This window comes from Nocardia arthritidis, assembly GCF_011801145.1.
Lineage (GTDB): Bacteria > Actinomycetota > Actinomycetes > Mycobacteriales > Mycobacteriaceae > Nocardia > Nocardia arthritidis_A.
The window spans coordinates 2,377,645-2,400,550 of record NZ_CP046172.1; the positions used below are offsets into that span (position 1 = coordinate 2,377,645).

The window sequence follows — 22,906 nt, forward strand, 5'->3', positions numbered from 1 at the left end:
GCTGACGAGGTTGCGATCGTCGGTATGTCGTGCCGGGTGCCCGGAGCGGAGTCGGTGGCCGAATACTGGCGGCTGTTGCGCGACGGTGTCGACGCGACCGGCGCGGGTACGCCGCGCGACCGGCGGCTCGCGCGGGTACGCAGATTCGATGCCGCGTTCTTCGGAATCGCGCCGCACGAGGCGGATTCGATGGATCCGCAGCAGCGGTTGACGCTGGAACTGAGCTGGCAGGCGCTGGAGGACGCCGGTATCGCGCCCGCGGTGCTGCGGGGCAGTGCGGCGGGTGTGTTCATCGGTGTGTGCGCGAGTGATTACCTTGCGCTGCTGGATGATTCGAAGCAGGCGGTGCCGCAGCACGCGATGACCGGGCTGCATCGCAGCGTGATCGCGAACCGGGTGTCGCATCACCTCGACTGGCACGGTCCGAGCCTCACCGTCGACGCGGGCCAGGCATCTTCGCTGGCCGCGATCCATTTGGCTTGTGCCAGTGTGCGATCCGGCGAGTCGCGCCTCGCCGTCGCGGGTGGCGTGCAGCTGAATCCGAGCGAGCAGAGCGCGCGGATCGCCGAGGGTTTCGGCGGGCTGTCCGACGCGGGCCGGGTGCGCACCTTCGATGCGGCGGCCGACGGCTACGTCCGCGGTGAGGGCGCGGCGTTCGTGGTGCTGAAGCGGCTCGCCGAGGCTCGCGCCGACGGCGACCGGGTCTACGCGGTGATCCGCGGCAGCGCCGTCAACCACGACGGCACCGGCGTCGGACTGGTGGTGCCGAATGCGCGCGCACAGGCCGAGGTACTGCGGGCGGCGCATCGGCGCGCCGGTATCGAACCGGCCGCGGTGCAGTATGTGGAATTGCACGGCACCGGGACCCGGGTCGGCGATCCGATCGAGGCCGAGGCGCTCGGCCTGGTCTTCGGCGCGGGTCGCACCGGGCGTCCCGCGCTGCGGGTGGGTTCGACGAAGACGAATATCGGTCACCTCGAGGGCGCCGCGGGCGCGATCGGCCTGGTGAAGACGGCGCTCGCGGTGTCGCACGGAGTGCTGCCCGCCAGCCTGCATTTCGAAAATCCCAATCCGGCAATACCTTTCGATGAACTACCGGTAGAGGTGCAGACCGCGCAGACGCCGTGGCCGGATGCCGGCGCCGAACGGATCGCCGGTGTCTCGTCGTTCAGCGTCGGCGGCACCAATTGCCATGTCGTACTTGCCGAACCGCCCGCGGCGCTGGCCAGGAATCGGGAATCCGGCCCGGCCGCGTCCGCGCGGATGCTGCCGTGGGTGCTGTCGGCGCGCGACGATCGGGCGCTGCGGGCGCAGGCGCGCCGCCTGGCCGAGCAACTGGCCGAAAATGGTTCGCGGCCTGCGGATCTCGCGTACTCGCTGGCGGCTACCCGGGAGGCGATGGAATATCGGGCGATCGTGCTCGCGGATTCGGTCGCGACCGCGGGGCCGCTGCTGCGGGAGGTGGCCGACGGCACTCGGACCGGCGTGGTGGACCGGATCGTATTCGAGCTGGCCGAGAATCCGTCCGGCGCTGCCCGGTTGGCGGCGCGGCTGCTGGTGCGTTCGGCTCTGTTCCGCGAACAGCTGGCGGCGGTCGATCCGTTCTTCGGGCGGTCGGTGGTGGACGACCTGCTGGCGGGTGAACCGGAATCGATCTCGCGGCCGGTGCATTTCGCGATTTTGTCCGCACTCGTCGAGTTCTGGCGGCGTCACGGCATCGATCCGGCCGGTCTCCGCGCGGCCGGACCGGTGTCGCTGCTGGCCGCCGCGGTCGCCGCGGGGGCGTTGCCGCTACGGGAGGCGGCGGGTATCGCTTCGCGTGCCGACGCCCAACCGGAGACGATCGCGGAGCCGCGGATACCTGTCTTCGTAGCTGGGCCTACCGAATCGCCGTCCGCGTCGGACGATCCACGCTGCTTGCCTGCTGACGGAAATGCGGCCGAGTCATCGTGTGCGCCAGCGGATTTCGCGTCAGCCGAGGTGGGCGGCCCGCACAGGTCAACGGCCGATACCGGCGAATTACCGCACGCACCCGCCTCGACCGAGGCGGGAAACATCGCCGCGAGCTTGTCTGCGAGCGACATCGCCGAATTGCTGTGCGCGCCTGACGCCTTCGCTTCGATCGCGCCGCGAGATCTGCCCGTTGGCATGGTCGCGATGGATACGGCATTCGGCGGTGGATCGCCCGAGTTCGTCGACCTTCCGCTATATGCTTTCCAAGGCGACGACCATTGGTGGTCGTCCACGGAAGAGGTTGCCGCGCAGGAGAATTCGCCGAGACCGCGTACGGCGGGCGAATTGCGCGACGCCGTGCGCGCCGAGATCGCCGCCGTACTCGGCGACGAAACGGCCGACCCCACCTCGACGTTCCGGGATCTCGGATTCGGCTCGCTGCTGGCCGTCGAATTGCGAAACCGGTTGAGCGCGTTGACCGGTCTGCGGCTGCCGACAACGGTCGTATTCGACCACCCGACCCCCGATCTGCTCGCGGCGCACCTGGTCGCGCTGTCCGCTGGCACGCCGGTGGATGAACCCGTCCCGGTCGTCTCGGCGCATGGCGATGAGCCGATCGCGATCGTCGCGATGGCCTGCCGCTATCCGGGTGGTATTCGCTCGCCGGAGGATCTGTGGCGGGTGGTCGTCGACGGCGTCGACGCGATTTCGCCGTTCCCGGCCGATCGCGGCTGGGATATGGCGGCGCTGGCCGACGATCCGGCCGTCGTGGTGCGCGAGGGCGGCTTCCTGCGCGATGTCGACCAGTTCGACGCCGCGTTCTTCGGTATCGCGCCGCGCGAGGCGCAGGCGATGGATCCGCAGCAGCGGCTGCTGCTGGAATGCGCGTGGGAGACCTTCGAACGCGCCGCGATGGATCCGATGTCGTTGCGCGGCAGCCGAACCGGTGTGTTCATCGGCACCATCGCACAGGAGTACGGCCCACGGCTGCCGGAGGCGGGCGAATCGACCGGCCTGCTGTTCACCGGCACGACCAGCAGCGTCGCCTCCGGACGGGTGGCGTATGTGTTCGGGCTGGAAGGGCCCGCGCTGACCATAGATACCGCCTGTTCGTCCTCCCTGGTCGCGCTGCATCAGGCGGCGCTGTCGCTGCGCTCCGGAGAGTGCGGGCTCGCGCTGGCCGGCGGGGTGACGGTGCTGCCGTCGACCGGTATGGTCACCGAATTCTCCCGGCTCGGCGCGCTGTCGGCGGACGGCCGGTGCCGGGCCTTCGCCGCGGGCGCGAGCGGATTCGGGCTGGCCGAAGGCGTGGGTTTACTTCTGCTGGAACGGCTTTCGGACGCGCGGCGGCTCGGGCATCCGGTGCTCGCCGTGCTACGCGGGTCCGCGGTCAATCAGGACGGTGCGAGCAATGGGCTCACCGCGCCGAACGAATCGGCGCAGCGGCAGGTCATCGCGCAGGCGCTGCGCTCGGGCGGATTGACGCCGGCCGACGTCGACGCGGTGGAGGCGCACGGCACCGGAACCGCGCTCGGCGACCCGATCGAGGCGCACGCACTGCTGGCCACCTACGGCCGCGACCGGGAGCGGCCGCTGCTGCTCGGCTCGCTGAAATCGAATATCGGGCATGCGCAGGCCGCGGCGGGCGTCGGCGGTGTGATCAAGATGGTGCTCGCACTGCGGCACGAGTTGCTGCCGAAGACGCTGCACGCGGAACAGCCCACCGCACATATTGATTGGGCATCCGCGCCGATGCGGTTGCTGACCGAGCCGGTGCCGTGGCCGCGGCGGGATCGGGTGCGCAGGGCGGGTGTTTCGTCATTCGGCGTATCCGGCACTAACGCGCACGTGATCGTCGAGCAGGCGCCCGAGGAACCGCCGAGCGTCCCGGTGCGGACGGATGTAGCTCTCCCGCTGTTGATTTCGGCGAAGACGCGGCAGGCGCTGCGGGATCGAGCGCAGCAGCTGGATGCGACGCTGGCCGCCGACCCGGGCATCGATATCGCCGAACTGGCTGCGTCCCTGGCGATTACCCGCACGCACTTCCCCTGCCGGGTGACCATTCCGCCGGGCGAACCGGCTGCGGTCCGGGATGCGTTGCGGCAGCTCGCCGCCGGGGAAACGGATCCCCGGGTCGTTTCGAATGCCGGGCGCACCGTATTCGTCTTCCCGGGTCAGGGCTCGCAGTGGGTCGGCATGGGGCGGGCGCTGCTGGCCGCGTCGCCGGTGTTCGCCCGCCAGCTGCGGCGCTGCGCCGACGCGCTGGCCCCGCACCTCGACTGCGATGTGGTCGAGGTGCTACGGCGTGGTGACGCAGCGGATTTCGAGCGGGTGGAGATCATCCAGCCGGTGCTGTTCGCGGTGATGGTGAGCCTGGCCCGGCTGTGGCAGGCATACGGTGTGGAACCCGATGCGGTGGTTGGTCATTCGCAGGGTGAGATCGCCGCCGCGCATATCGCGGGCGCGCTGTCGCTCGCGGATGCGGCGTACATCAGCGCGGTCCGGGTCCGGCTGCTACAGGATCTGGCCGGGACGGGGACGATGGCCTCGGTGCCGCTGCCCGCCGACCGGGTCGCGCAGCGGCTGGCCGAATACCCCGATATCTACGTGGCCTGCGTGAACAGCCCGTTCCAGACGGTCGTCTCCGGTGGTATGGCCGTGGTTCGCGAGGTGGTCGCGCGCTGGCAGGACGAGGGGGTCGAGGCGAAAACCATTCCGGTGGACTACGCCTCGCACTGCCCGCACATCGACGCGATGCGCGATGAACTGCTGGCCGCGCTGCGGGATGTGACGCCGAAGGCAGCGGATATCGCCTTCTATTCCACCGTCGAAGCCGGGGTTGTCGACACCACCCGGTTGACGGCCGAGTACTGGTGCCGGAATATGCGCGAGCCGGTGCGGCTGGCCGAAACCGCCCGGGCCCTGATCGCGGCGGGGCACGACACGTTCATCGAGGCGAGCCCGCATCCGATCCTGACCGTCGCGCTCGAACAGACCTCGGGCACAACGGATATCGATGCGACCGTGCTGCCGACGCTGCACCGGGAACAGGGCGGGGTAGCGGACCTCTACGGGGCGCTCGGCCAGGCTCATCTGGCGGGACGGAGCGTCGACTGGGCGGCGGTGCGCGCCGATACGGCAGGGCGCGGCGGGATCGTCTTCGTCTTCCCCGGCCAGGGTTCCCAGTGGGTCGGCATGGGGCGGGCGCTGCTCGATTCGTCGCCGGTGTTCGCACATCATCTGCGGGCCTGCGCCGACGCGCTGGCCGCACATGTCGACTTCGACGTCGTCGAGGTGTTGCGGCGGGGCGACGCCGCGGATTTCGGGCATGCCGAGACGATTCAGCCGATCCTGTTCGCGGTGATGGTGAGCCTGGCCCGGCTGTGGCAGGCATACGGCGTGGAACCCGATGCGGTGGTTGGTCATTCGCAGGGTGAGATCGCCGCCGCGCATATCGCGGGTGCGCTGTCGCTGGCCGATGCCGCGTACATCTGTGTCGCGCGGGCCACGACGATGGAGCCGCTGTCCGGAACCGGGACGATGGCCTCGGTGCCGCTACCGGTCGAGCGGACCGAACCGTGGCTGGCCGATTATCCGGACCTGTACGTCGCGGGGGCGAACAGTCCGGTGCAGACGATCGTGTCCGGCGGCCGAGCGGCGATCGCGGCACTGATCGCGCGCCTGCGGGAGGCGGGCATAACCGCGAAACCCATTGCGATGGACTATGCCTCGCACAGCCCGCACGTCGACGTGGTGCGCGAGGACCTGCTGACCGCCCTGCGGGACGTGACGCCGGAACCGTCGGATATCGCCTGCTATTCGTCGGTGCGCGGTGCGGTCATCGATACGCGCGAGCTCACCGCCGAGTACTGGTGGCAGAACCTGCGGGAGCCGGTGCGCTGGGATGCGACGGTGCGCGCGCTGATCGCGGCGGGGCATCGGGTATTCGTCGAGGTGAGCCCGCATCCGATCCTGACCGTCGCGGTCGAGCAGATCGCCGAGACGGTGCCGGACGCCGAGATCGCCGCGCTGGCCACCGTGCGGCGGGGCCGCGACGGGCTCGACGAATTCACCGCGAGTATCGACCAGGTGCTGGGTGGCACCGACCGGACACTCGGTGTGCCGCGAATTGCTTTGCCCACCTATCCATTTCAGCGCGAACGCTTCTGGCTCACCGGGCAGCACCGGCGGCGGCGCGGACATCCGGTGCTCGATACCAGGACCGATCTGGCCGGGCGGGACGAGATCGTCTTCGGCGGCACCCTCGGTCTGGACACCCACCCCTGGCTCACCGACCACGTCGTCGAAGGCATGGTGCTGTTGCCCGGCACCCTGTTCCTGACCGCGGCGGCGCATGCGGCCCAGGCCATCGGTTACCGCGTCGTCGACGAATTGACCTTGCAGACACCGGCTTTCGTGCCGGAGCAAGGCGGGCTCGAACTGCAACTGGTGGTCGGTGCGCCCGACGCCGACGGGCGACGGCAGCTCACCGTGCATTCGCGGCGTTCCGCACGGGCCGACGCCTCCTGGCAGGCGCACGCGACGGGCGCGCTCGCGCCGGGTGAACCCGTCGCGGTCGAGCGGATCACTTGGCCGCCCGCCGGCGAACCGGTGACCGCCGACGAAATCTACGACCGGCTAACGGATCTCGGCTATGAGTACGGCCCGGCCTTCCAAGGCATACAGGCCGCGTGGCGCGTGAACGATTCGATCTATCTATCGCTTTCGCTGCCGGAAAATATCGAAACCCGAGGCTACGATGTACATCCGGCGCTGCTCGACGCCGCACTGCAAATGGCGGCCCTCGACGGCGCCACCGCCGCCGGGCGGGTGGTGCTGCCCTTCGCCTGGCACGGTGTGCGAGTCGGTGAGGCGCCATCGTCCACGCTGCGCGCCCGATTGACCTTCACGAGCGACCAAACGATGTCGGCGGTGCTCTGGGACGAGGAGGGCAATCCGGTTGTCACCGCCGACAAGCTGACATTGCGACCGCTGCCCGCCGCGGCCGCCGACGCGAGCGAAGTGGTGCGCCAATGTCTGTTCCGGGTCGGCTGGGAGCCACTAGCCGCATCGGGAATCCCGTTGCGGCAGACGGACACATGGGCGGTACTCGGCGACCCGGCCGCGCTCGCACCTGATCTGGACGGCATTCGCGTCGCCACGGACCTGGCCCAGCTGGCCGAATCGGTGCCGCAGGTGATATTCGTACCGCTGATTGCCGCCGGGATTGATCCGGCCGCAACGATTCCGGCCGCGGTCAGCGCCGCGGTGCACGCGGTGCTCGGCCTGGTGCAGGCATGGCTTGCTGATCGGCGGTTCGCCCGGAGCAGGCTCGTTTTCGTGACGCGAGCCGCGGTCGGCACCGAAACCGATACCGGTCCAATGGATCTGGTCAACGCGCCGATCTGGGGTCTGCTGCGGTCGGCTCAGTCGGAACATCCCGATCGGTTCGTCCTGCTCGATGTGGACGACACCGCGAGTGCGGATCTGATTGCCCGCGCGCTCGGCAGTGGCGAACCCGAGCTTGCGCTGCGCGAAAACCGGTTGCTGGCACCGCGATTGACTCGATACCAGCCGACGGCGCCGGCCGTCCCGTTCGACGCGGAAAGCCGCGTGCTGATCACCGGCGGGCTCGGGGCGATCGGCACACTGGTGGCGAAGCATCTGGTGCGCAGGCATGGCGTGCGCAGGATGATCCTGGTCGGGCGGGGCGGTTCGGACAGCCCGCACGCCGCCGCGGTGGTAGCGGAATTGGCCGGACTCGGCGCGACGGCCGAGGTGCATGCCTGCGACGCGGCCGACCGCGACGCGTTGGCCGCGCTGCTTGCCGAGGTGTGCGCGGACGGACCGCTGGACGCCGTGGTGCATGCGGCCGGTGTGCTGCGCGATGCCACGGTGCAGCTGATGACGCCGGAGCAGGTGGATATCGCGTTGCGCCCCAAGGTGGCGGCGGCGTGGAATCTGCACGAGCTCACGAAAGAGCTTCCGCTGCGGGCCTTCCTGGTGTTCTCGTCGATCGCGGCCACGCTGGGCAATGCCGGTCAGGCGAATTACGCGGCGGGCAACGCATTCCTCGACGCCATCGCCCAGCAGCGCACCCGGCTGGGTTTGCCTGGGAAATCGTGTATTTGGGGGCTGTGGTCGCTGCCGGACGGCATGGCCGCCGGGCTCGGCGATGTCGATCTGCGCAGGCTGGCCAGGGCGGGCGTGCTGCCCATCACCGCCGACGACGGGATGGAACTGTTCGACGCGGTGGCGGGCGCCGACCTTCCGGCCGTCGTCGCGGCGCGGTTCGATACGCAGGCGCTGCGCGGGCTGCGCGCGGTGCGACCGCTGTTGTCGGGGTTGATCCGCAGGCCCGCGCGCCGGGCGGCCGCGGATACGCCCGACGACAGCTCGGCGTGGGTGCGGCGGATGCGTGCGCTGCCCGCCGCCGAGCGCGCGGCCGCCGCGCTTCGTTCGGTGCTCGCCGAGGTGGGTGTGGTGGCGGGCGGCGGCTCGGTCGATGCCGGAATGACGTTCCGGGACTTGGGATTCGGCTCGCTGATGGCGGTGGAACTGCGCAATCGGCTGGTCGCGGCGACCGGGCTGCGGCTGTCGTCGACCACGGTATTCGACCATCCGACGCCCATTCTGCTGAGCGAACACCTGGCCGCACTGGTCGGCGCCGCCGAGGCCGAGCCGGTGCGGGCGCCCGCGGCGGTCACCGCGCCGGAGCGGGATCCGATCGCGATCGTCGGGATGGCCTGCCGGTATCCGGGCGGTGTCGAATCACCGGAAAGGTTGTGGCAGTTGGCCGCCGACGGCGTCGACGCGATCGGCGCGTTCCCGGCCGATCGCGGCTGGGACCTCGCGGCGCTGTTCGATCGCGGGATCGGCACCAGCTACGCGCGGGAGGGCGGATTCGTCAGCGGCGTAGATCTTTTCGACGCGGCCTTCTTCGGCGTCTCCCCGCGCGAGGCCGCGGCGATGGATCCGCAGCAGCGGCTGCTGCTGGAGACGGTGTGGGAGGTGTTGGAGCGGGCCGGAATCGTGCCCGAGACCCTGCGTGGTACGGAGACAGGGGTTTTCATCGGCGCGTCCTCGATCGATTACGGGCCCCGGCTGCATCAGCCGACACCGGAGTCGGCGGGATATCTGCTCACCGGCACCGCAGCCAGCGTGCTGTCCGGGCGGGTGGCGTATTCGCTGGGCTTGGAAGGCCCGGCCATCACGGTGGACACCGCGTGCTCGTCATCGCTTGTCGCACTGCACCTTGCGGCTCGGTCGCTGCGGTCGGGCGAATGCTCGCTCGCGGTTGCCGGTGGGGTGACGGTGCTTTCGACGCCGGGCATCTTCGCCGAGTTCTCCCGCCAGCAGGGCCTGTCCGCGGACGGGCGCTGCCGGGCCTTCTCTGCGGATGCAAACGGCACCGGTGCCGCGGAGGGCGTCGGCGTGCTGCTGGTGGAGCGGCTGTCGGACGCGCGGCGGCTCGGGCATCCGGTGCTCGCGGTGCTGCGCGGGTCGGCCGTCAATCAGGACGGCGCGAGCAACGGGTTGACCGCGCCGAACGGGCTGGCCCAGCGCCGGGTGATCGAACAGGCTTTGCGCTCGGCCGGATTGACGCCCGATGAGGTGGATGCGGTGGAGGCGCACGGCACCGGAACCCGATTGGGCGACCCGATCGAGGCACAGGCCGTGCTGGCCACCTACGGCCGGGACCGGGAACGGCCGCTGTGGCTCGGCTCGCTGAAATCGAATATCGGGCACGCGCAGGCCGCGGCGGGTGTCGGCGGCGTGATCAAGATGGTGCAGGCGCTGCGGCACGAACTGCTGCCGCGCACCCTGCACGTGAGCGAGCCGACGCCGCACGTGGATTGGGCGGCGGCGCCGGTGCGACTGCTGACCGAGCCGGTGCCGTGGCCGCGGGATACGCGGGTGCGCCGGGCCGCCGTCTCCTCGTTCGGGATTTCGGGGACCAATGCCCATGTGATCGTCGAGCAGGCGCCGGATCCGGTCGACGACGCGCCGCCGGAACGTGGACCGGTGGTGCCGCTGCCGCTGCTGCTTTCCGCGAAAACCGAACCGGCGCTGCGGGATCAGGCCCGGCGGCTGCATACGCTGCTGACCGAGCGGCCGGAGCTGGAACTCGCCGACGCCGCGACGACGCTGGCCACCGCGCGCACCCATTTCGCGCACCGGGCGGCGGTCACCGCGGCCGATCGGTCGGGCATGCTGGAAAGCCTTGCGGCACTTGCCGATAGCGGCACCGCCGCGCCGCGTGAAACCTCGGCCGCCGGTGTGACATTCCTGTTCGCGGGTCAGGGCACGCAGCGGCCCGGCATGGGCGCCGAACTGTACCAACAGTTCCCGGCCTTCGCCGAGGCATTCGACCGGGTATGCGCGGCATTCGCGCCGCATCTCACCAGACCATTGCCGGATATCGTTTTCGCGCGGCCGGATTCGCCGGAGGCCGAGCTGCTGCGCGATACCGCGTACGCGCAGCCCGCGCTGTTCGCCTACGAGGTCGCGCTGTATCGCCTCGTGCACTCGTGGGGGCTGCGCCCGGATACGGTGCTCGGCCATTCGCTGGGGGAGTTGGTCGCCGCGCATATCGCGGGCGTGCTCACCCTGGACGATGCCGCGACCCTGGTCGCGGCGCGCGGACGGCTGATGGGCTCGGTTTCCGAACCGGGCGCGATGGTTTCCGTCCATGCCGGGATCGGCGCGGTACAGCGGGTGCTGGCCGGTGCCGGGGACCGAGCCGGGATCGCGGCCGTCAACGGTGACCGGTCGATCGTCGTATCGGGCGCCGCCGATGTCGTCGGCGCCGTCGCGGACCGGCTCGCCGCACAGGGCGTCAAAACCACCGCGCTGGAGGTGCGTTCGGCCTTCCACTCGCCGCTGATGGATGCCGTCCGCGCCGAATTCGGCGGTATCGCCGCCGAATTGACCTACCACCAGCCCGAGCTGCGGATGATCTCCACGGTGACCGGGCGAGTGGTCGGCGGCACGGAACCGCTCGACGCCAGGTACTGGGTGCAGCAGCTGCGCGAACCGGTGCTGTTCGCGGCGGGTCTGCGCGCGGCCGAATCGGCAGGGGCGGGCAACTTCGTCGAAATCGGCCCGGATGGCACGCTTTCCGGTCTGGTGCGGGCCGCGGCGAACGGTTCGGTCTACACCCTCCCGAGCGGATCCGCCGGTTACCATCCGCCGCTCACCGCACACGGCGTGGTGCCGCTGCAACGGCGCGACCGGCCCGAGGCGCTGACCCTGATGGGCGCACTGGGCGCGGCCCATGTCGCGGGTATCGATATCGATTGGCCCAGGGTGGTCGCGCCGTGGGGCGGCCGACGAATCCCCTTGCCCACCTATGCCTTCCAACGTCGCAGGTACTGGCTGGCCCCCGCGACGGCGCCCGCGGTGCGCGGCCGGCTCGGCCATCCGATCCTGGGAGCGGGAGTTCCGGACGCCGATCGGACCGTTTGGTCGGGATCGATCGCGCTGGCCGAACATCCTTGGCTCGCCGCGCATGTGGTCGGCGGTCGGACGATCCTGCCCGCGCCGGTCCATCTCGAATTGGCGCATCGAGCCGCCGTCGAGGCCGGATACGCCGGTGTCGCCGAACTCACCGTCGAGCGACAGCTGCCGATACCGGCGACCGGCGGCGTCGATGTCCGGGTGGTGCTGGAGGCCGATTCGAATTCGCTTGTCGTCTACGGGAAGTCGGACGGGGACGCGGATTGGGTGCGGTACGCCGGTGGTGCGCCCGCTACCGAAGCGGCGGTGCCAGGGGAGAATTCCGAGCCGCAAACGATGGGTCCCGGACAGCAGGCGGTGTTCGAGGCGGAGACCGAACCGCCGACATACGCGCAGCCGCAGGCGATGCCGGAAACAAACCCTCAGCCGCGGTTGGGAGCAGAGCCGGAGACAGAGACCGCACCGGATCCGGAGACCACGTCCCCTCCGATCGACCGCGACGAGATCTACCGCAGGCTCGCGGAAGTCGGCCTGAATTATGGCCCGGAGTTGCGCGGCCTCACCGCGCTGCGGTTGCCGAACAGAACGAGCCGCGCCGCCAACGAGATTCGTGCGGAGGCCGAATTGCTTGCGCCACTGCCGACCGAGGCGCAGTCCTACGATCTGCATCCCGCGCTGCTCGACACCGTCATGCAGGCGATTGCCGTGGCCGCGGCGGTTGATGGCGGTCCGATGCGAATTCCCGTCGCATGGAAGGGATATCGCGTCTATCGGCCGGGCGTCTCCCATGTCGGCGTCCGCATTGTGCGGCGGGGCGATGACGACTACCGGGTGGAGTTGCGCGATCGGGCGGGCGCGCCGGTCGCCGCGATCGATTCCGTCACCGTACGGGCGACCGCGACGCCGAGCGAGCGTGCTGAGCTCCGAAGGTATTCCTGGACACCGGTTTTCGACGATGGATCGGTGCGCGATACGCCACGGGTCGCCGTGCTGACCAAGCGTGCGGGCGCCGCGGTCGACCGGCTCGGCGAATGCCTGCGCGCCGATATCCACGCCGATGTGATCGGCCTGCTGACCGCACTCGGTGCGGCGGGTCGCGGCACGCCGGAGTGCGTGGTGCTGCCCTATGCCGACGGCGACCTGCGCACCGTGCTGACCGAGGTACGCGAGCAGATCCAACAGGTCTGTGCCGCAACGGAATTGGCCCGCTGCCGGATAGTCGTCCTGACAAGGGGCGCGCTGTCCGTCGACGCGGAGCCACGGGCGGTCGACCCGGTGGCCCGGGCGGTCTGGGGTATGGTCCGAGCGCTGCGACCCGCTGCGGAGCAGCCGCTTTTCCTGATCGACGAGGACGGATCCGATGCCGCCGCGGCGGTTTTGGACCGCGCCCTGCTCGGCGACGAATCGCGGCTGGCCGTGCGCGGCGGCCGAATGTATCGTGCCGACCTGGTCGAGCAGTCGGCGCCCGCACTGGAACTGCCGCCGGATCCGTTCTGGCGCTTGAACTATGCGGCGGTCGGCGCACCGGACGACATCACCGTCGTCGTCGCACCCCGGTCGAATAGGCCGCTGGTTCGGCACGAAGTGCGGGTCGCGTTGCACACCGCCGGCGTGAATTTCCGTGACGTGCTGATGAATCTGGGTGTGGTCTCGCCGCGCGCGGGCACGCCGGAGGATTCGACCGTGCAGAACGCCGAGGGCGCGGGGGTGGTGCTCGAGGTCGGGCCCGGCGTCGACCGGCTGCGGCCCGGCGATCGGGTGATGGGTCTGTTCGACGAGATGAGCCCGGTCGCCATCGGCGATCACCGGCTGCTCGCGCGGGTGCCCGACGGTTGGTCGCTGGCCGACGCCGCCTCGGTGCCCGTCGCATTTCTCACGGCGTACTACGGACTTTCGCGGCTCGGGCAGGTGCGTCCCGGTGAGCGGGTGCTGATCCACACCGCGACCGGCGCGGTCGGGATGGCGGCCATCCAGGTGGCCAGGCAACTCGGCGCGGAGGTGTTCGCGACGGCAAGTCCCGGCAAATGGCCGACGCTGCGCGCGCTCGGCATACCCGACGATCACATCGCGTCGTCGCGCGATGCCTCGTTCGAGGAGCGATTCCGCGCGGATACGCCTGGACGGCCGGATATCGACGCGGTGCTGAACTCGCTGGCCGGACCGTTGACCGACGCGTCGCTGCGGCTGCTCACGCCGCCGCCGGGCGCGCGGGCCGGGCGGTTCCTCGATATGGGGAAGACCGATCCGCGCGATCCGGCCGCGGTGGCCGACGAATACTCGGGTGTCGCATACTCCCGCTTCGATATTCGCGATCCCGGACCCGACGGGGTGCGTGGTCTGCTCGACGAGTTGATCGAGCTGTTCGAGGCGGGCAGCCTGACCCCGATTCCGACAACGGTCAGCCATGTGACCGAGGCGCGGCAGGCCTTCCGCACCATGGCCGAGGCGCGGCATCTGGGCAAGGTGGTGTTGCGGCTCAGGGACTGGCCGACCGATCGCGCGGTGCTGCTCACGGGTGGGATGACGGCAGCGATCGCCCGGCACCTGGTCGGCGCGCACGGGGTGCGGTCGCTGGTATTCGTCGACGGACCGGGTCAACAATCCGATGCCGACCTGGTTCGGGAACTCGGCCAGCTCGGTGCGGAGATAGCAACGCGCACAGCCGATCTCGGTGACAGAACCGCGGTGGCCGCGCTGCTCGACGAACTGGACCGGTCCGGTATCCGGCTCGGCGCGATCGTGCACGCCGCCGTAACACCCACCGCACCAACGGATCTCGACAGGATCCTGGACGCGACGGCACATCCCGCCGCACATCTGCACGAGCTGACGAAGCAGCTGGACCTTTCGGCGTTCGTTCTCCTCGCCGAGCCCGCGGCCACGCCGGAGCACGCCGCGGCCAACGCATACCTCGACGGTCTGGCGGAGGCCAGGGCAGCCGCCGCGCTGCCCGGCCTCTCGATCACGGTGCGGCCCTTGGAGATCACGCCGCAGTGGTTGCGGCTGTTCGATCGAGCGGTCGCGCTCGGCTCGGGGACGGTGGTCGTCGCGTCGCCCGGCGACAGCCCGGCTCCCGCCGCGGTGCCGGAAACGGGTGCCGCGACCGCGAATCTGCTGCGCCTGATCTGCACCGCGACGGCGGAGGTGCTCGCGCTCGCACCCACCGAAGTCGTCGCACCGGATGCGCATTTCCGTGAGCTCGGGCTGACCTCGCTCGGTGCGATCGAACTGCGCGACCGGGTGTCGGAGGCGACCGGGGTGCCACTGCCGCCGACCCTGGTATTCGACTATCCGACACCGAACGATCTCGTGGAATACCTTGGCACACAATCATTTACGAGGGGAATCTGATGGCGGCCAATGCCTGGATCACCGTATTCCACGCCAAACCGGCGGCGGCCTACCGGGTGGTGTATTTCCCGCATGCCGGCGGTACGGCGGGCACCGCGCTGCCGCTCTCGGCGGCGGCCCCGCCGAGCGTCGAGGTGGTGGCCATCGAATATCCGGGCAGGCAGTGGCGGCGGTCCGAGCCGCCCGCCACCGATATCCGGCAGTTGGCTCACGGTGCGGCGCGGGCGCTGCTCGAACTCGGCGACCGGCCGACCGTGCTTTTCGGTCACAGCATGGGTGCGATCGTCGGCTTCGAGGTCGCCAGAATGCTTGCGGCCGAAGGCTCCGATGTCGTCGGCAGATTGTTCGCGTCGAGCAGCGGTCCGCCGTCGCGACCGCGCAGGCGCGCACCGGACGCGGGGATGAGCGATGCCGAACTCGTCGCCGAAATGCGTGAGCTGGGCGGCACGGACGAGACGCTGTTCGCCGATCGGGAGGCATTGCAACTCATGCTGCCCGCACTGCGCGACGACTACCGGGCGATGGCGTCCTATATCTGTCCGCCCGGCGAGATCGACGCGCCGGTCACCGTGTTGTTCGGCCGGGACGACCCGTCGATCAGCTACCGTTCGGCTCTCGAATGGCGTTGGCACACAAGGGGTTCGGTTGAAGTGCAGACCTTCCCGGGCGGCCACTTCTATCTGAACCGGTGCACGCGGGACGTGATCGAGACGATCCTGGCGCATTTCGAACTGCTGGCGAGCGCAGGGAAGCAGGAGCTGTCATGACGCTGACCGCCGACGGCGCGGCCGCGAAATCCGTTGGGCCGATTCTCGATCCGATCGCCGGGACCGCCTTCACCGGCAGCCTGGTGCACGCGACGTACACCAGGGGCGGTGGGTGGGGCGATCCGGTGCTCGCGCCGATCGGCGCGCTGGACATGCACCCCGCCATGCGCGGATTGCACTACGGCCACATCGTTTTCGAGGGTTTGAAGGCGCATCGCGGCGCCGACGGCTCGGTCGCCGTCTTCCGCCCCGACGCGCACGCGCGGCGCTTCCGGCGGTCGGCCCGCCGGATGGTGATGCCGGAGGTGCCGGAGGAGCTGTTCCGGGCCGCGGTGGACGAACTCGTCGCCGCCGATCATGCCGCGCTCTCCGACGATCCGCGGCACAGCATGTACCTGCGCCCGCTGCTGTTCGGATCGGACGCGAATCTGATGTTCCCACCCGCGGACGAATATCGCTTCCTGATGATGGCGATGATCATCGGCGACTATTTCGGCGATCATCCCGGTGCGATCGCGGTTTCGGTGTGTCGCGATCAGTGCCGCGCCGCGCCCGGCGGCACCGGGAATATCAAATGCCCTGGCAATTACGCGGTGGCGATCATGGCGCAGCAGCGGGCCGCCGCCGCGGGTTTTCAGGAGGTGGTCTGGCTCGATCCGGTCGAGCGCCGCTGGCTGGAGGAATTGAGCGGGATGAACCTGTTCCTGGTCCGGTCCGGGAACGGCGCGGTCGAGGTGGTGACGCCCGAACTCACCGACACCATCCTGGCGGGCGTCACCAGGGATTCGCTGCTCACCCTGGCCGCCGACGCCGGATACCGGGTGTGCGAGGAGCGGATCTCGATCGATCAGTGGCGCGACGGGTGTGTGTCCGGGGTGATCACCGAGGCGTTCGCGGCGGGGACGGCCGCGGTCGTCGCGCCGATCGGGCGGGTCGGTGACGCCGCGGGCGATTTCACGGTCGGTGATGGGACCGCGGGGCCGGTGGCGCTGGCGTTGCGCGGCGCGCTGGTCGATCTGCATCGCGGCGTGGCGCCGGGTCATGCCGATTGGCGCCACGTCGTTTCGGGTTGCCCTTCCGATGCGCGCCGGTAGCGGCCTGGTCGAGGCGGGTATGGGCCGTTTTTGCTGCGCCATCATGCGCCACGGAGGTGTTGACCTAGCGCCATGATGGTGCCATTCTGGCGCTATGCGGCGCCGTTACATCTATCCGGCCCGAATCCGTCGATAGCCGCAGAGTTCTGGAAAGGAATCCGATGTTCGCCCGTCTGGGATCCCTGGTCGTCCGCCATCCGTGGCTGACCATCGGCGCGTGGTTGGTCATCGTTTTCGCGGTGGTCGCCACGGCACCGAAGCTCACATCGACCACCGACCAATCCGCCTTCCTACCGAACCGTTTCGAATCGATCCAGGCCGCACAGCTGCAGCAGCAGGCCTTTCCGAACAATGCCGCGCCCGGCGCGCTCGTGGTATTCGAGCGGGGTGACGGCGCGCCGCTCAACGATGGCGATGTCGCGACGGTCGGCGCCATCGCGACGCAGTTGAACGACGCGCACCTGCCGAACGTCACCGCCGTCGCGGCGGGCAAACCGTCGGACAACCGGTTGATCCAGGTCGCGGGCGTGCAGCTGGCCAAGGACACCGGCGTCGGCGACGCCAGGCAGCGCGACGCGATCAACGCCCTGCGCGACGCGCTCGGCCCCAAGGTGTCGGGTACCGCGCTGAAGGCGGGCGTCACCGGGCCCGCGGCGTCCAGCCTGGACGCGCAGAAGTCGGCGTCGAAGGGCCTCGCCGTCATCGGCATCGCCACCATCACGCTGATCCTGGTGCTGCTGCTGGTCATCTTCCGCAGCCCGGTGATCGCACTGCTGCCGATCATCGTCGTCGGCGCGATCTACGCCATGGTGAACGGGCTGGTCGCGATGGTGAACAAGGCCTTCGACCTGAAGATCGACAGCTCGGTCACCTCGATGCTGGTCGTGGTGCTGTTCGGTATCGGCACCGACTACATCCTGTTCCTGATGTTCCGGTACCGGGAGCGGCTGCGCGCCGGGGAGGATCCGAAGACCGCGATGGTCAGCGCCGTCACCCGGGTCGGCGAGGCGATCACCTCGGCCGCGGCCGCGGTGATCATCGCATTCCTCGCGCTGACCCTGTCCACCTTCGGGCTGTTCCGCTCGCTCGGTCCGGCGCTGGCCATCGCCATCGCGGTGACGCTGCTGACCGGGCTGACGGTGGTGCCCGCGCTCGGTTCGCTGTTGGGCACCAAGGTTTTCTGGCCGTCGAAGGCATGGCGGCACGAGCCGAAGGGCGCGGTATTCGCCAGGATCGGCGGTGCGCTCGGCCGGCGGCCCGCCGTGTTCGCCGCGATATCCGGCGGGCTGCTGGTGGTGCTCGGACTGTTCGCCCTCGGCTTCAACCCGACCTTCGACCTCACCTCCGGCTCGACCTCGAACGCCGCCGAATCGGTCGTCTACAGCAAGGAAATGCTCAAGGGGCTGCCCGCGGGTGCCGCCCGGCCGAGCGATGTGCTGCTGCGGTCGCAGACCAGGCTGAATCCCGATCAGCTCAACGCTTTTCGCGGCGCGCTCGCCGGGGTGGACGGGGTCGGGCAGGTGTCCGAACCGCTGCTGTCCCCGGACAATCTGGTCGCCGATTTCCGGGTGACGCTGAAGTCGGCGGCGGAATCGGATGCCGCGCTCGCCACCGTGCGCGGTCCGCTGCGCGATGCCGCCAGGGCGGCGGCCCCGCCGGGAACAACGGCGCTGATCGGCGGCGCGACCGCGGTGTTCGTCGACTTCCGTGACGCGATGAACCACGATTACGCGCTCGTCTTCCCGGTGGCCGCCGTGCTGATCATGGTCGTGCTCGGGCTGCTGCTGCGCAGCCTGGTCGCGCCGTGGTATCTGATGCTTTCGGTGCTGCTCGGCTTCGTGGCCACGCTCGGCGCGGCGGTGCTGGTGTTCCAGCAGTTGCGCCACGAGGTCGGCGTCGTCTTCACGCTGCCGGTGATCATGTACCTGTTCGTCGTCGCGCTCGGCACCGACTACAACATCCTCATGGTGGCCAGGCTGCGGGAGGAGGCGCGGTCCGGTCATGAGCCGAAACAGGCAGCGGCCCTTGCGGTTCGGCACACCGGGCCGACCATCGCGGCGGCCGGGCTCGTGCTGGCGGGCACCTTCGCATCGATGACGCTCGCGGGCAATATCGCACTCTCGGAGATGGGTTTCGCCATCTCGGTCGGCATCGCGATATCCGCATTCGTCATGGCGCTGTTCTGGACCCCGGCGCTGACCGCGCTGATCGGTCGCCGGGCCTGGTGGCCGGGCCGCGGCGCGATCGCGCCCGCCCCAACTCGATTCGAACGGATGACGGCCGCGGTCAGCCGCCGCGGCCGCTGACGAAACGGCGGAATTCGGATGTTCGTACCCGATCTCTATCGCGCACCGGATGATTCGTGGACGGCCGAGCTGATCAGGCGCAATCCGCTTGCCCTGCTGACAAGCAACGGCGGAGCCGACGGCCCGTACGCCACCCACGTGCCGATAATTCCGGATCCGGAAGGCGCGATGGCGATCGGGGCGGGCGCCACCCTGCTCGGGCATATGAACCGGGCGAATCCGCACTGGGCCGCGCTGCGGACCGGCGATCCGGTGCTCGCGGTGTTCACCGGGCCGCACGCATACGTGACACCGACCATCTACGACATCACGCCCGCCGCGCCGACCTGGAATTTCACCGCCGTCCACGTGCGCGGCACGGTCACCAAGATGCCCGACCCGGAGGCGACGCTCGCGGTGGTGCGGGCCACCGTGCGCGCATTCGAGCGGGAATTCGGGTCCGGTTGGGATATGTCGGCTTCGCAGGGGTATTTCCGGCAGCTGCTGCCGGGGGTCGGGGCCTATCGGATCGCGGTGACCGCGGTGGAGAGCATGTTCAAGCTGAGCCAGGAACAGCGGCCGGAGGTCAGGGAGCGGGTGCGGTGCGCATTCGCGGAGCGGGAATGTTCCAGGCATCGTGAGACCGCGCGAATGATGGCCGAACTACCGGAATCTGGGAGATAGCTGGGATTCGCGTCCTGGTGACGGGACAATGCGACTCCCGTTGGCCGATAAGGCATTCCGCGCGGACCCGCCGCCGAGCCGGTGCCCACCGGCGGGACTATGGCAGTCACCATAATGCCGCGGGCACCGGCCCCGCGGCGGATCAGCCCGGAATGACGGCGGCGTGCTGGTCGAAGGTTTGCTCGGCGGCGCGATCGAGGACCATCATCACCCATTCATCGAAATCGATGCCCATATATTCGGCGGCTTTACGCCATGGTCGCAGCCTGCTACTCGCGATCGGGATATGCGCTATTGCGACGCCGACCTGATCCTTTTTATTTTCCTTCTGTTCAATTCCGTTCTGCTCGTCCCGGATGTGATTGCGCAGCTGCTTCGTCGTCCACATACCCTGTTCGGCGCGGTCCAGCCACCAGTCCTGTTCCTCGATGGGCAGTGAGGCGACTTCCGCATGATGTTGGAAACTCAGCTGGGGCCGCCTGCGTTCCAGCGGGAATCGGCGAGAAACCCATGCGTAGTTGCGCAATGTCTGATACTGGAGGCCGGCCGCGCGGATCGCGCGATGGTATCGGTCCGGGAAATAGTGCTTGCCGTAGACGAGCCAATCGCCGAGGCACCAGGTAGAAGAGTCGACCACGCCGGACAGCCGTACGCCCGCTCGCTCCCAGGTCTCGAAGGTCAGCCGTTTGTTGATCTGCAGGCCGACCCTGGTCATCAGGATTTGATGGTTACCCTGTTCGGTCGTGTTCAGATCGGAGGTGGTTTCCGTGGGTGTCACATGTGCCGAGTCACTGCCAACCGTTTTCATAGTTCGAACTCCAAAACCGCGATAGTTACGTGCCTGTCCCATTCGGTGGTTGTCTACGGACTCTGCCCGGACTCGTCGACCGTGCAATGGGTCTGGGCGAGCGTCGATTCGGCGCCGACCAGTGACGCCCATGTTCGGTCTCATGAATAAGCGCCGGAACGCTGGCATCCTTTGTGACTTCCGCACTGATGGACATCGGCTGGCCCCTCCCCACACGAGAAAATAACATTTGCTGGCCATCGCGCTCACCCCAGTTTTCTTGGGGGTTGACCGTCATGATATTCCACGGCGGCGGTCGTCATGGCGCGAATTGATGATCTCTTGTCGATCACATCGCGCACGAGTTAATTTCGTACCAGCCAATGTATCCATATATAAGACCAGTTGGTTCGGTAAATCAGTGAGGTACGCGCGGCGTGGACGTCGGGCGCGAGTGATTCCAGTTGGCAATGCCTATTGACGCGCTTTACTCAGCAGTTGGACATATCGGACAGGGTTTCGGCGCGGTGCCGACTTCTCTGTTGTAGCCGAATGTTGGCCGAATGTACACCGAGTGAAAAACGTCTATTTGCCATCTCTTGCCGATATTCGAGAGCTCGATGACCTTATTTGTAGCGAATACCTCAGCTGCCGCGATCGGAAATTCTCGAGCAGTATTTTTCCGGCAATTCGGGCAATCGGGTCGATGGTAATATTTTGTGCTGTTAATAAAATGCGTCCGCCGGGCGTCCCGACGTTGCGGTGTATCGCCGCGTCGCGTCAGTTCGGGAAATGGACCGTCCGTTGGGCAGTGGTGGATTCAGCGGCGAATGTCCGACTCGCCGTCGTAGTGGCCCTTGGCTGGGCTGAGGTGCGCCGGAGTTCCGATCGCGATATCGAGTGCCTCGGTATGCATGACTCGATATGGCGCACTTATGACGATTCAGCCGCGGCGATAGTGGCGGATGTATTTCGTGGGCCAATCCGATGATCCGGTGAGCTGAATACAGTCCCGGTGCCGGACGATTTCCGGGCCGGCCCGAATGGCACCATTCTATGGCGCCACGGATGGCGTCGCGGTAGGTCTGCCGGGTTATCTGCCGTACCCGTGTCCGGCACGGCGGATTCGCGTACGGCCCGAATAATTACCCATCGCTATATCGGCCGGAATGGTTCGGTGGATTGCTGGTCGACCGCTCAGTCTGTCGCCAGGTCCGCCAGGTCGTCCAAGGTGCCGCGGCGATGGGCGGCGAGCCGCCTGCGCGCCTCGTCGAGGACCGCCGGGCGTCGATTGAACGCGATGCGAACGAGGTGATCGCCCGCCCCGGGCGCCGAGTAGAAGAACTTTCCCGGGGCGACCATCACCCCGGTCTCCCGGACGAGCCGATAGGCGAGTGACTCACAATCCTCACCGGTGAACTCCCGGATATCCGCCATCGTGTAGCAGCCGCCGTCCGGCGGGATGCAGCGGAAGCCGAACTCGTCGAATATCGACACGGCCATATCCCGCTGGACGCTCAGGTCGGTCGGCCGCCAGAAATCGGATTCGGCCGCCGCGCGGGCCGCCGCCTCCTGCAAAGGGGCGGCCGCACCGCCGCACACCGCCGCGTGCACCCGCCGGATCGGCTCGGTCAGCGCGGCAGCGGCGCGCAGATAACCGATCCGCCAGCCGCTCACCGCATGGCTCTTGGACAGGCTGCCGATGACGATGCCGCGCTCGCGCAGTCCGGGGATGTCGGCCGCCGATACGTGCCGGTTCCCGTCGTAGACATAGGCCGAATAGATCTCGTCGGAGATCGCGATGACGTTCCAGCGCTCGCACAGCAGCGCGATCTCGGTGAACTCCGATCGGGTCAGCAGGTGACCGGTGGGGTTGTTCGGCGTGCACAACAGAATGGCCCTGGTGCGTGGGCCGAATGCCGCGCGCAGTTCGGCCGCGTCGTACCGCCAGTCGGGGGCGCGCACGGTCACCGGCCGGGGTATGCCGCCGGCGAGGGCGATCGCGCTGATGAAATTCTCGTAGAACGGCTCGAAGACGATGACCTCGTCGCCGGGGTCGACGGTGGCGAGCACGGCCGAGGTGAGGGCCTCGCTACCGCCGACGGTGATGGTGAGTTCGGTGCGCGGATCGGTCGGCGCGGACAATTCGGCCGCGATACGGCGCCGCAGCTCCGGATTGCCGTCGGGCAGTTCGTATTGATTGACCCCATCGCGCAATGCCGCGCAGGCCGATTCGACCAGACCGGGCGGGGTCGCGGGCGCGCCGGGCACGCCGAGGGCGAGGTCGACGATATCGCGGTCGCGTCCCTCGGCGAGCAATCGGAACAGTCCGCTGCGGGCCAGCGCGCCGACGCGCGCGGCCACCGGGATTCCCGTCATCGCGGCACCGCCGCAGCGTCTAGTTCGTGTTCCGGTCTAATAACTATTCCGGCCGGAGATAAATGAACATCAGTGTGTAACACGAGAACCCGCCTTTATGGAGCGTTTTGTGACCGAAACTCGGCGCGATCCGGTTTTCGGATATCT

The 22,906-nt window shown here is 68.7% G+C and carries 6 protein-coding genes and 1 pseudogene; 5 read left to right on the forward strand and 2 right to left on the reverse strand.

All coding sequences use genetic code 11. From position 1 onward, the window contains the following. Nucleotides 1-3: 3 nt before the first annotated feature. From F5544_RS47480 to F5544_RS10640, 5 genes and pseudogenes are all read left to right on the forward strand, one after another. Nucleotides 4-14,763, forward strand: a pseudogene (locus F5544_RS47480) (SDR family NAD(P)-dependent oxidoreductase); the annotation flags it as partial. After that, nucleotides 14,763-15,530, forward strand: coding sequence for a thioesterase II family protein (locus F5544_RS10625; RefSeq protein ID WP_167473034.1), 768 nt, complete (start codon nt 14,763-14,765; stop codon nt 15,528-15,530). The pseudogene F5544_RS47480 and the gene F5544_RS10625, both read left to right, overlap by 1 nt. Beyond that, nucleotides 15,527-16,624, forward strand: coding sequence for a branched-chain amino acid aminotransferase (locus tag F5544_RS10630; protein ID WP_167473035.1), 1,098 nt, complete (start codon nt 15,527-15,529; stop codon nt 16,622-16,624). Before F5544_RS10625 ends, F5544_RS10630 begins: the two co-directional genes overlap by 4 nt. A gap of 161 nt (nt 16,625-16,785) precedes the next feature. Then, nucleotides 16,786-18,930 carry an MMPL family transporter gene (locus F5544_RS10635; protein ID WP_167473036.1) on the forward strand — a complete coding sequence of 715 codons (2,145 nt, stop codon included), beginning with the start codon at nt 16,786-16,788 and terminating at the stop codon, nt 18,928-18,930. Nucleotides 18,931-18,948: 18 nt separating this feature from the next. After that, nucleotides 18,949-19,593 (forward strand): FMN-binding negative transcriptional regulator, encoded by a 645-nt coding sequence (locus F5544_RS10640; RefSeq protein ID WP_167473037.1) that lies wholly within the window; start codon nt 18,949-18,951, stop codon nt 19,591-19,593. Nucleotides 19,594-19,735: 142 nt separating this feature from the next. Here the strand turns inward: F5544_RS10640 and F5544_RS10645 are convergent, their stop codons facing one another. Both F5544_RS10645 and F5544_RS10650 read right to left on the reverse strand, forming a co-directional pair. Next, complete coding sequence (locus tag F5544_RS10645; RefSeq protein ID WP_203217524.1) at nt 19,736-20,371, reverse strand: LmbU family transcriptional regulator; 636 nt, start codon at nt 20,369-20,371, stop codon at nt 19,736-19,738. A 1,206-nt stretch (nt 20,372-21,577) separates the two neighbouring features. After that, entirely contained in the window at nt 21,578-22,759 is a 1,182-nt protein-coding gene (locus F5544_RS10650) for a pyridoxal phosphate-dependent aminotransferase (RefSeq protein ID WP_167473039.1), read from the reverse strand. Between the last annotated feature and the right edge of the window lie 147 nt (nt 22,760-22,906).

Bases quoted from the DNA above. Each gene is read 5' to 3' on its own strand.
- F5544_RS10625 (WP_167473034.1), top strand. From the start codon at position 14,763: ATGGCGGCCAATGCCTGGATCACCGTATTCCACGCCAAACCGGCGGCG.
- F5544_RS10630 (WP_167473035.1), top strand. From the start codon at position 15,527: ATGACGCTGACCGCCGACGGCGCGGCCGCGAAATCCGTTGGGCCGATT.
- F5544_RS10635 (WP_167473036.1), top strand. From the start codon at position 16,786: ATGTTCGCCCGTCTGGGATCCCTGGTCGTCCGCCATCCGTGGCTGACC.
- F5544_RS10640 (WP_167473037.1), top strand. From the start codon at position 18,949: ATGTTCGTACCCGATCTCTATCGCGCACCGGATGATTCGTGGACGGCC.
- F5544_RS10650 (WP_167473039.1), bottom strand. From the start codon at position 22,759: ATGACGGGAATCCCGGTGGCCGCGCGCGTCGGCGCGCTGGCCCGCAGC.